Source organism: Streptomyces sp. NPDC025651 (assembly GCF_055558735.1).
The window spans coordinates 102,114-112,887 of the sequence record NZ_JBVHLZ010000018.1 but is presented as its reverse complement, the minus strand read 5'-3'; the positions used below and the strand labels follow the sequence as shown (position 1 = coordinate 112,887).

Annotated in this window: 6 protein-coding genes; 1 reads left to right on the top strand and 5 read right to left on the bottom strand. The window is 70.9% G+C overall.

The window, feature by feature from the left end:
- Nucleotides 1–37 precede the first annotated feature (37 nt).
- From ACZ4D5_RS40320 to ACZ4D5_RS40305, 4 genes are read right to left on the bottom strand one after another with little or no spacing between them, the layout of a single operon-like run.
- Nucleotides 38–1,696, bottom strand: a complete 1,659-nt coding sequence (locus ACZ4D5_RS40320) for an NAD(P)/FAD-dependent oxidoreductase (protein WP_467777478.1) — start codon at nt 1,694–1,696, stop codon at nt 38–40.
- Nucleotides 1,697–1,737: 41 nt separating this feature from the next.
- Nucleotides 1,738–4,503: an ATP-binding protein gene (locus ACZ4D5_RS40315; protein ID WP_467777477.1), complete on the bottom strand. Its 2,766-nt coding sequence runs from the start codon at nt 4,501–4,503 to the stop codon at nt 1,738–1,740.
- Entirely contained in the window at nt 4,484–5,812 is a 1,329-nt protein-coding gene (locus ACZ4D5_RS40310; RefSeq protein ID WP_467777476.1) for a cation:proton antiporter, read from the bottom strand. Before ACZ4D5_RS40310 ends, ACZ4D5_RS40315 begins: the two co-directional genes overlap by 20 nt.
- A 39-nt stretch (nt 5,813–5,851) precedes the next feature.
- Nucleotides 5,852–7,123 (bottom strand): NAD(P)/FAD-dependent oxidoreductase, encoded by a 1,272-nt coding sequence (locus ACZ4D5_RS40305; protein ID WP_467777475.1) that lies wholly within the window; start codon nt 7,121–7,123, stop codon nt 5,852–5,854.
- Nucleotides 7,124–7,428: 305 nt separating this feature from the next.
- On the opposite strand from ACZ4D5_RS40305, the gene ACZ4D5_RS40300 reads away from it, so the two are divergent.
- On the top strand, nt 7,429–9,135 hold the full coding sequence (locus ACZ4D5_RS40300) for an FAD-dependent oxidoreductase (protein WP_467777474.1): 1,707 nt from the start codon (nt 7,429–7,431) through the stop codon (nt 9,133–9,135).
- An 80-nt stretch (nt 9,136–9,215) separates the two neighbouring features.
- Here ACZ4D5_RS40300 and ACZ4D5_RS40295 read toward each other — a convergent pair whose 3' ends face one another.
- Nucleotides 9,216–10,556, bottom strand: coding sequence for an FAD-dependent oxidoreductase (locus ACZ4D5_RS40295; RefSeq protein ID WP_467777473.1), 1,341 nt, complete (start codon nt 10,554–10,556; stop codon nt 9,216–9,218).
- Nucleotides 10,557–10,774: the final 218 nt, after the last annotated feature.

Sequence of the window (10,774 nt, the reverse complement as noted above, 5' to 3'; positions counted from 1 at the left end):
AGTTACCGGCAACCCCCTAGCACCCGAGTAGGGGGATTCAGCGACCTCCTCGGACACGCATGCTCACCAGGCCCTTGGATGCGCTGATCATGCGCTTTCCCATCTCCGGCGGGGCATCCCTCCTGCACCACACCGCGTTCTTCAGCATCTTCATCGGAGACATGTTGAAGCAGCGCATGTCGCGCTCACCGAAACCGAATACAGGCGGAATGAAGTCGGCGTTCCTGATGTGCTCCAGAATGCGTGCCGCCGCATCTTTCGGATCCGTCTTCCCGTCCTCGACCGACCGGCACAGATCGCGCGTCAGAACGCCCATCTCGTTGAACGAAGCGCTGACCGGGAACGGTGATCCCGGGCGTTCACTCTTCTCCAGATCCCTGAATATCGAGTCGTCGCCGGTCTTCGAGAAGCGGAAGTGCGCGTCCTCCAGCATGACGTTCCCGAGCATGGTGCCGAGCATCCAGGTGCGGTTGACGGCGTTCCACAGTTCGTAGTCCCTGAATCCCACGAAGGAGCTGTGCACGAGGTCGTCGTGGAAGTCGAAGAGCCCCTGCTGGAGCGGTTCGAGGTAGCTGAACCGCTCCAGCGACCAGTCGCCGTCCCTGGAGGCGGCGATGAGCCGCCAGCCCAGGGCGTTGACCAGTTCCAGGGTGTTGGTCAGGCCGCGTGAGTACAGCGCGTCGATGAACCCGGCGGCGTGCGAGGTGAGGCAGAACCGCTCCCCCACGACCTGCTTGGCGGAGTACTGGAGGCGGCCGGTGGACACCCAGGGGCGCACCGCCGCCGCGCCGCGGAACTGCCAGGCGATCTCCGGGAAGCGGGCCAGGAAGTCGTCGAACTCCTGCTGCGGCGTGCCCTCCCCCTTGGGGTGCACACGGGGATCGAGCGTGAGGCCGACGCTGCACAGCGGGTTGACGGCCCCCGCGTGGTTGTCGAAGGGGATCACCCACAGCCAGCCGCCGTCGAAGACGTGGTGCAGCGTTCCGTGGTGCCAGGGGTTGGGCTTGTCGTGGCCGCGCGCGGCCGGCGCGTCGTCGAAGGGCCGCACGCCGACCATGTGGGTGAACAGGGTCCGCGTGTGCGTGCGTGCCCGGGTGGGCATCTCGCGCAGGTCCAGCTTGTCGGCCAGCGGTGAGCGGAACCCGCTGCCGTCGACGACATAGCTCGCCCGGAATTCCTGGCCGCTCTCGGTGCGCAGCACCGCACCCGCTTCGGGGTCGATCTCGATGTCCGATATCCGGGTGGCAAGTTGCGGGTGGGCACCGTACTTGACGGCGAGGTGGAACAAATAGGCGTCGATGTCCTGCCGGAAGAGATGGGTCTCGGTACGCAGCGCGGCCGGCACCACCATCTGGTTGATCTGCCCGGGGTCCTGCGGACGCCCTTCCTCGTGGTAGACGAATCCGAAGTTCTGCTTCTGTCCGCAGTTCCTCGACACCGTGCGCATGATGCCCTTGAAGCTGGAAAGCGGCTTGATCTCCGGCACGTTGTACCGGTCGGCGATGATCCGGGTCAGCCCCGAGGTGTAGGGAATCGTGGACTCACCGACGGCGAACCGCGGATGTGTTCCCGCGTCGAGCAGCAGCACTTTGACACCGTTGCGCGCAAGGACCGCGCCCAGCATGCCTCCTGCCATTCCACTTCCGAGAATCGCGACATCGTAGTGCGGACTCCGTCCTGCGGCGCTCTTCTGCATTCCTGGCCTTCCTTCCCCTGCTTCGGATGTGGCGCGGTTCGTCAACCGCCGAGAACCGTCTCGGCCGGAAGCTCCTGGCGCGATCTGACGCCGAGCTTCCGGAATATCCGGGTGAGGTGCTGTTCCACGGTGCTCGCGGTGATCGTCAGCCGCTCGGAGATCTCCCGGTTGGTGCAGCCGCGCGCGGCGAGGACCGCCACCCTGCGCTCCGAGCCGCTCAGCGTGGCGACGGCCGCCTCCGGCTTCCTCGACGTCGTACGCAGGGCGGCGATCCTCCGGGCCTGCTCGCCGAGGTCTCCGAGCGAGGCGGCGATGCCGGCCTCATCGGCCAGCCGCATCGCCATCTCCAGGGCGGGCAGCGCCCGTTCGGCACGGCCTGCCGCCACGTGGGCGCGCGCCAGGTCGGCGAGGCCGCCCGCGACCCGGACCCGGTCCCCGGCCTTCTGGAGGTTCTCCACCGCCTCGGTGAGCCGCCCGGCACGCGCCGCGGCCGGGCCGACCGCGGCCAGCGCGCACAGCGCGATGCCCCGGGCACGCGAGAGCCCGGGTCCCGTCATCTCCAGCTCCTCGCGGGCGAGCGCCTGCGCACGCCGCTGATCGCCGACGGCGAAGTGCGCCCGCGCCGCCTCGGAGCGCCAGGGCACCACCGTCGGATGGTCGAACCCCCAGCGGCGCATCTGGTCGCCGCACGTCGTGAAGTCGTCCAGGGCCGCGTACGGGTGCCCGGCCGCGAGGTGGTAACGGCCGCGCGCGTGCAGCAGGTACAGCCCGAACCGGGTGTCGAACACCCCCTCGGTGACGGGGATCTCCAGGTACTCGGCGGCCGCTTCGAGATCCCCCGTGTCGACCGCGGCCTGCACGAGGTTGGCCACCGGGCCGCCCAGGCACACCCCCCAGCTCTCGGCGGGCACCCGCTCCAGCGCGACCTGCGCGTACCTGCGGGCCAGCAGCGGATCGCCCTGCCGCAGCGCGATGCCGGCCCGCAGCGAGGAGAACTCCGCCTCCCACAGCGGGACATGGCGGGCCCGCGCCTCCCCCAGCCAGTGGTCGCACCAGATCGCGGCGGACTCATGCCGGTCGGCGAAGGACAGCGCGGCCACGGCGCACATCAGCCACTCCTGGGTGTCCCCGCTCAGCCGCAGCGTCCGCAGGGCCGCCTCCGCGTCGGCCACCGCACGGTCGTCGGGGCCCCGCGCGAGCACACGGGAGAGCGAGGCGGCGCCCCGGATCCGCGGGTCGGCCGCGTCACCGGGCCCGGGGCGCAGCGCCGCCACCAGACCGGGGTACGTCGCCGACAGGAGCTCCCGCGTGGCGCGCAGCTCTCCGCCGGCGGCCGGGTCCGCGTCGTGGCCGCGCGCCTCCATGCGTTCGATCGCGTGGGACGCCTCCTCGAACCTGCCGTGCCAGAGCAGGTACTTGGCGAGCTTGAGGGCGTGCTGGTCGGGCAGCCGCCCCGCGCGCAGCGCGACGGCCAGCTCGCCCAGATGCCGTGCGCTCATGGACGGGTTGAGCACCCAGGCCGTACTGGCGACGAGGGCGCGCAGCACCACGCGCTCGCCGTCGTCGTCGCAGGCCCGCAGCGCCGCGTCCAGGCAGGCGTGCGCCTCCACGGCCCGGTTGGCCAGGAGATAGCGCTCCGCGGCCTCGCGCAGCACCGGCACGGTCCAGGTGGACGAGGCGACCTCGCCGCGGATCACCTGCTCGGCGATCTGGGTGGCCGCGGCCCCCTCCTCGTACAGGACGGTCGCCAACCGGCCGTGCAGCGCGCGGCGTTCGCCGACGTCCAGGCTCTCCAGGACCACCTTCCTGGCCAGCGGGTGGCGCAGCCGACCGCCGTCGAAGAGCCCCGCCGTCTCCAGCGCGTGGATGCCGCGGGCCACCACGGTGGCGTCCTCGTCGAGCGCCCGGGCAAGACGGCCCGGGTCGGTGGCCCGCTCGTCGAGCAGGGCCAGCGTCTGCGCCACGCGCAGGAGTACGGGACGCCCGCGGTGCAGGCAGCTGAGGACCGTGTCCGCGAAGGACTCCCCCACCACGAGCCGGTCGGGTGCCCGGTCGAGCACGGCCACCGCCCTGCGGTGGTCCTCCGCCAGGGCCCGTACGAGCAGGGGGTTGCCGCCGCTGACGGCGTGGCACTGGTCGCCCAGTTCTCGTGCGAGGGCGTCGCCGAGCGCCGCGCCGAGCAGTTCGGTCACCCCGTCGGGGCCGAGCCGGGGGACGGTCATCCCCACGTAGTTGGGCTGGCGCAGGAGCTCCGAGTGGAGTTGCGGGTGGGCCTGCCGGGACAGCGTGCAGTCGGTGAGGACGAGCACGATCCGCGCGGAGCGCAGCACGCGCAGCAGGTGGAGTATCCAGTGCATGGAGAGCGGGTCGGCGAACTGGACGTCGTCGACGCAGAGCAGGACGGGTGTGCGGACGGCCGCCCTGGTGACCTCGGTGCACAGCCGGTGCAGGGCCGCGGCCGTGGCCGGGTCCAGGGGCTGCTCCCCGAAGGGGGCGCTGCCCGCGGGGGCCGCGGCGGCGCTCCTGACGACCTCGCCGACGACCGGCCGGCACACCTCCATCTCCGGCGCGTCGCACAGGAGTTGGCTGAGCACGGCGCCCGGGGATCGCCGTTCGGGCCAGGAGCCGACCGCGCTCAGCAGCAGGAAACCGGCGTCGGCCGCGCGGCTCCTGAGCGCGGTCAGCAGCTCGGTCTTGCCGCAGCCGATGCCGCCCCTGATCACCACGGCCCCGCCGGTGCCCCGCACGCTCGCGTCGAGTACGTCGGCGAGCGCGCGCAGCTCCTGGTCACGTTCGGCCAAGCGCATGGTTCTCCCCTCTGCTGTCCTCGCCTTCCGTGACGTCCGACAGGTCCCGGGCGGCGGCCCGGGCCGCCTCCTGCCCTTCGCCGCCCGCGCCGTCGCGGGGGACCTCGACCTTCTTGCGGTAGACGAGTGTCAGCAGCGGCCCCGTCATGGCGGTGGTCACCAGCGCCATCGTCACCATCAGCCCGTACAGCGACTCGCTCAGCAGACCGGCCTCCAGGCCGACGCCCAGGATGACCAGCTCGGTCAGCCCGCGGGTGTTCATCAGGGCGGCGAGCGCCACGGAGGGCCTCGCGGGCAGGCCTCGGAGCCGCGCGCCGAGGTAGGTACCGCCGAACTTTCCGGCGACCGCGACCAGCATGATGGCGGCGAACTGGGTGAGTTCAAAGACGCCGAACCCGCTCAGGTCGACCTTGAGGCCCGCCACCACGAAGTAGATCGGCAGCAGCAGCGTGGTGATGTGCTGCACGCGGCCGTTGATCGACTCGCGCAGTCCGAGGGCGCCCTCCCTGGGGATCACGAGGCCGAAGAGGAACGACCCGAAGATGTAGTGCATGCCCATGGCCTCGGTGGCGGCGCCGGAGCACAGGGCGCCGGCCAGGACCACCGAGAACCATCCGGGTGTGAGCGTCGCGGCCTTGCCCCCCGGCACCATGAAGCGGCGCAGCAGCGGACGTACGACCGTCAGCATGACGGCGATGAACGGCAGGATCAGCGCCACGCGCCAGTGCTGTCCGCCGTCGCCGCCGACCGAGGCCTGCACGGCGGCGAGCGCCGCCCAGGCCACGATGTCGACGACCGCCGCCGTGGCCAGGGCGATGGCTCCGAGGGCGGTGCGCGAGAGCTTCCGGTCGTCCAGGATCCTGGCGAGGACGGGGAAGGCCGTCACCGACACCGCCAGCGCGATGAAGACCGTGAACGCGACGGGCTTGTCGGTGTCGTGGGCCCGCATCAGGTAGTACGCCAGGGCGAGGCCGACACCGAAAGGCACCAGGGTGGACCCGATGGCCGCTCCGGCGGTCAGCCTCCCCCTGCCGCGCAGGGTGCCGTGGTCGATGTCCAGGCCCACGGCGAACATGAACAGCGCCACCCCGATGTTGGCGAGCGCCGTCAGCAGGGGACGCACCTCCGCGGGGAACAGCGTGTCGGCCATGACGCCGTCGAAGAGCGTCGGGCCGAGCAGGATGCCCGCGAGGATCTCGCCGACCACCGGCGGCTGACGCAGCTTCGCCGCCAGGGCGCCGAGGACTCTGGCCAGGAACAGGATCAGTGCGACATCGGCGAGCAGGAGCTGCACCTGGTGACTGGTCATGAAGGAGCCGCCTCACCCATCCTCATCCGGTTGTTGGGATCACGCCGACAGCGGGTCCGAGACATCACCCACGAGGTCTTCGAGGTCGATGTTCAACATCGGGTGCTTTCCGCTGAGGCCGGATATCAGCGTCACGAAGTCGACGCTGGGCTCGTTCTTCTTCTCCGGGTCGACCATTTCCTGCGCCAGGCTGAAGTAGAACTCCTTGTATTTCGTCCTGTCGTAGAAGCGCTCGACGAACAGGCGTATCTCGTCGAAGAAGGAGCGGTATGCCGTCGAATAGCGGTCGAGCGCCTTCTCCTCGATGTCCGGGTGCTTGATGATCTGGTCGACGATCTTGGCGAGCGTGCTGCCCGCGAGCGTGGCGAGCGCGACACCGGTCGAGAACAGCGGGTCGACGAACGCGGCGGAGTCGCCCACGAGCACCCAGCCGTCGCCGTGGAAGCGCGAGCTGGTGTAGGACCAGTCGCGCGCGGTGCGGAACCCCGCGGACTGACGGGCGTTGCCCAGCATCTTCTTGAGCTTGGTGGACTTCTCACGTTCCTGGTGGAAGAGGTCCTCCAGGGACCCCTCGGTCGCTCCGGCCGTCGCGGAGCGGGTCACGTAACCGACGCTGATGGTGCCCTTGTCGATCGGGATGGCCCAGAACCATCCCTCGTCGAGGCCCTCGATGAGGATGTTGGTGTACTCGTCGCCCGGCAGCCGCTCGCAGTTGTCGAAGTACGTCCACACGGCGACGTTCTGCAGCTGGTCGTGCCAGGAGATGTCGGAGAACTTCCTGCTGAGCACCCGGGACTGGCCGGAGGCGTCCACCACCAAGGAGGCCCTGGCCTCCTGAACGCCGTCCAGGCCGCGGAGCGTGAAGCGGACGCCGGTGACCCGGCCGTCCTCCTGGATCGCCTCCTTCACGGTGGCGTCCTCGATGACGTACGCGCCCAACTCGCGGGCCCGGTCCAGGATCAGGGCGTCCATGTCGGCGCGACGGGTGTGGTACGCGTAGGCGTGCGGGCCGCCCTTGATGAAGGAGAAGTTCCAGGGAATCTGCTCGTTCCCCCACACCAGGGTGCCGCCGTACTTGCGCTCGAACCCCCGCTGGTCCATTCGCTCGGTGAGCCCCAATTCCTCCATGGGGCGCATGAACGCGGGAATGAGCGACTCCCCCACGTGGTAGCGGGGAAAGCGCTCCCTGTCGAGTACGAGAACGCTGTGTCCGCGTTTGGCGAGCAGGCCCGCGGTCGTCGCGCCGGCCGGTCCACCGCCAATGACGATGACATCGAATCGGTCAGGAACTCCGTAGAGCGTGGACGCCATTTCTGACCCTCTCTCGCTGCGATCCGGAAGCGCCTGCGGGGAAGGCGGAACGCCGGGCGACGCAAGAGCGCGCATATCCCCGGCAGGCCGGGTCAGCTTGCGGCAGGCCCGCTGAATGGGATCTACAGGCCCTCTGGACGATGTCTTACAGGCCCCTTCCGGACGTCCGGGACCTGCCAGGACTCGGGGCACCACGGCCAACGCACCAGGATTCTGAGCAATTTGGAAGGTGCGGCTCTCCGCGTCGACCCCACATCATCGGCAGCCATAAGCCATTCGGAAATCCACCACGAGGAGCGGGTCCGGTGCCACAGGAACACGCCCTGGAAGTGCCACGGGAACACCCCCTGGAAGAGCGAGAAATCACCGTCGACGTCGTGGTCGTGGGCTCGGGGGCAGCCGGCCTGTCCGCCGCCGTACGGGCACGCGCGCTCGGCCTCGACCCCCTGGTCATCGATGTCGCCGACCGGTTCGGCGGCACGGTCCCGCTGTCCAGCGGGGCGCTGTGGATACCGGACAACCCGGTGATGCGGGCGGCCGGCGTCGAGGACTCGGCCGAGGCGGGGCTGCGGTACCTGGAGGAGTGCATCGGCGACGAGGGCCCCGTCACCTCGCACGCGCGGAAGGCCGCCTTCGTGAGGGAGGGGCCGCGGCTCGTCGAGTTCCTCATGAAGCACGGCGTCGCGTTCCAGTACTCGGACCCGTATCCGGACTACTTCCCCGAGCTGCCCGGCGGCCACGAGCGCGGGCGCATCATCCTGCCACGGCCGTTCGACCTGCGCAGGCTCGGCTCCTGGCGCGGGCAGGTCGCGACCGTACCCGGGTTCGCGATGAAGCTCCTGGTCAACAGCGTGCGCGAGGTGATGGACCTGCCGTTCGCCGGTGTCGCCCCGCAGGGCCGTAGCGCCCTGTCCCGCGTGCTCGCCCGCACGCTGTGGAGCAAGGCGGCCGGCCGTGACGAAGTGAGCCTGGGGCAGGCGCTGGTCGCCCACGTCCTGCTCGTCGCGCAGCGCCTGGGTGTGCGCTTCGCGCCCCGCACCGCGCTGCGCGCACTCGTCGTCGAGAACGGCGAGGTGGTGGGGGCCACTGTCCACGCCGGCGGCCGCACCCGGACGGTGCGCGCCCGCCGCGGCGTGGTCCTGGCCGCGGGCGGCTTCGCCCGCAACGACGAGATGCGCGAGCGGTACCACCCCCGGCCGTCCTCCGCGCGGTGGACCACCGTCGGGCCCCACGACGCAGGCGACGGCATCCGCGCCGCCCTCGACGTCGGCGCCGCCACCGCGTTGATGGACGAGGCGATCTGGACACCCGTCTCCGTGCTGCCCGACGGGAATGTCGCCGGAACCGTGTGGGAACGCGAGACTCCGTACTGCCTCATGGTCAACGGGGACGGCGACCGTTTCTGCAACGAGTCCGCCAACTACATGGAGATCGGGCAGAAGATGTACGAGCAGAACGGCGCGTCCTGGTGGCTGATCATGGACAGTCGCCACCGGCACCGCTATCCGTACGGCGCCGCGCTGCCCGGACGGACCCCCAAGGAGTGGCTGCGCAGCGGCTATATGCGCAAGGCCGACACCCTGGAGGAGCTGGCACGGCTGTGCGGCCTCCCGCCGGAGCGGTTGCGGGCGACGGTGGAGCGGTTCAACAAGCTGGCCGACGCGGGCGTCGACGAGGACTTCGGCCGGGCGCGCAGCGCCTACGACCGGGCCGGCGGCGACCAGGGGCACCGGCGCGATCCCAACCTGGGTGCGCTGCGCGAGGGGCCGTTCTACGCGGTCCAGCAGTTCCCGGGCGACACCGGCACCGCCGGCGGACTGCTCACGGACGAACACGCCCGGGTCGTCGGCGAGGACGGCCTCGCGATCGGCGGTCTCTACGCGGCGGGTTCGACCGCGGCCCGCATGACGGGACGTACCTATCCCGGTGGCGGGGCCTCGCTGGCCACGGCGATGGTCTTCGGGTTCATCGCGGCGGGCCACGCGGCGGACCGGGTGCCGGCCGAGCGGTGAGCCGCGAGCGCCGCGTCCCCGCGCCCCGGTACGAGCGGGGGCGCGGGGACGCGGCGCTTCACCGCGGGCGAGCGGCCTGCTCACCCGGCGCGGCGGCTCCGGCGGGCGGCGCGCAGGGTGCGTACCACCGTCGCGGGGCGCATGACGGCCGTCGGCGGCGCCAGCAGATGCTGCATGTCGAGCATGACGCGGTGCACCTCGACCGAGGTCTGGCTGGCCCGCATCGCCTGCTTCACGTACCAGTTGATCGCCTTGTTGCCCAGCGGCTTGGGCCCTTGGGTCTCCGGGTAGACGAAGTCGCCGCCGGTCGCCATCTGCCACGGGGTGTCGATCACCTTGCCCGCGGCCCGGTAGTAGAGGCGGGCCATGTCGGCCGAGGGGATCCCGAAGTGGTCCAGGCAGCGGCCGAGTTGGAGCGCCTCCAGGGCCGCCACCGTCATTCCCTGTCCGTAGAGCGGGTTGAAGCTGCAGATCGCGTCGCCCAGGGCGACGAAACCGGACGGCAGCTCGCGCAGCCGCTCGAAGTAGCGCCGCCTGGCCGCGGGGAAGGTGAACTTGCGGGCGTCGCCGTCGTCCACCGGCTCGGCGCGGGCGAGCAGGTCGGCGACGTGCGGGGCAGGCAGTTCGGCCGCGAACTTCTCGAAGCCCGCGGGGTCCACGGGCGCGTGGGCCTTGTGCCAGCCGCCCAGGGTGACCATCCAGCGGTTGCCCTCGATGGCGAACGCGGCCGCGGCCCGCTTGTCGTGCGGGGGTGTCGCGCTCATGAGGTAGAGCAGCCCGCCCTCGTGCAGGTCGCCGGGTTTCCTGTGGTAGATCCGGGTCGTGTAGCCCACGTCGATCTTCACCGTGTCGACCTCGGGCGCCGGGCAGCCGAGGCCCTCCAGCCAGCCGTCGGGCCCTCCGCCACCGCGGCCGGTCGCGTTGACGACCAGGTCGGCGTCGAGCACGTCGCCGCCCGCCACCTCCACGCCCGTGATCCGTGCCGCGCCGCCCTTGAGGCCGACGGCGCTCGTGCGGTCCCGCAGCGTCACGTTCGGCAGGGCGACGACCCTGCGGCGCACGGAGAGTTCGAGCAGCGCGCGGCTCAGGCTGATGCCCAGCTCCCCGCTGTTGAACCGGGCGCGCAGGCCGCCCATCTGATGGAAGAGCAGATCCTGGCCGGGGTCGAAGCGCACGGCTCCCGCCTCCACCAGTTCGTCGCCGAGACCGGGGAAGAGCTGCTCCAGGGCCCGCCTGCCGCGGATCAGCAACGCGTGGGCGTGCCCGCCGTGGGGTACCGCGCGCCGGGTCCGTGGCTCGTCGGGCAGCGTGTCCCTGTCCAGGACGGTGACGCGTTCGAACCGGTCGGACAGTGCGCGGGCGGCGACGAGGCCTCCCATGGATCCGCCAATGACCACCGCGTGCCGACCGACCGGGCCCATGGGTCCTCCTGTTGGACGTCCTCGAACCGGGCAGTGCCGCCCGGGATTTCCTCCGATTTTCCGGGGTCCGGAGGCCGTGCGCGTTATCCCAGGTTGCGCAATCCGCGGGAGAGGCGCCCTTCGCGCGTTCCGAGCAATTTGGGAGAGGACAGCCATGCACGCGTTACCCATTCTGAGAACAGGAAATTGTCAGACCCGTGAGAGACGGTGTCCCGACA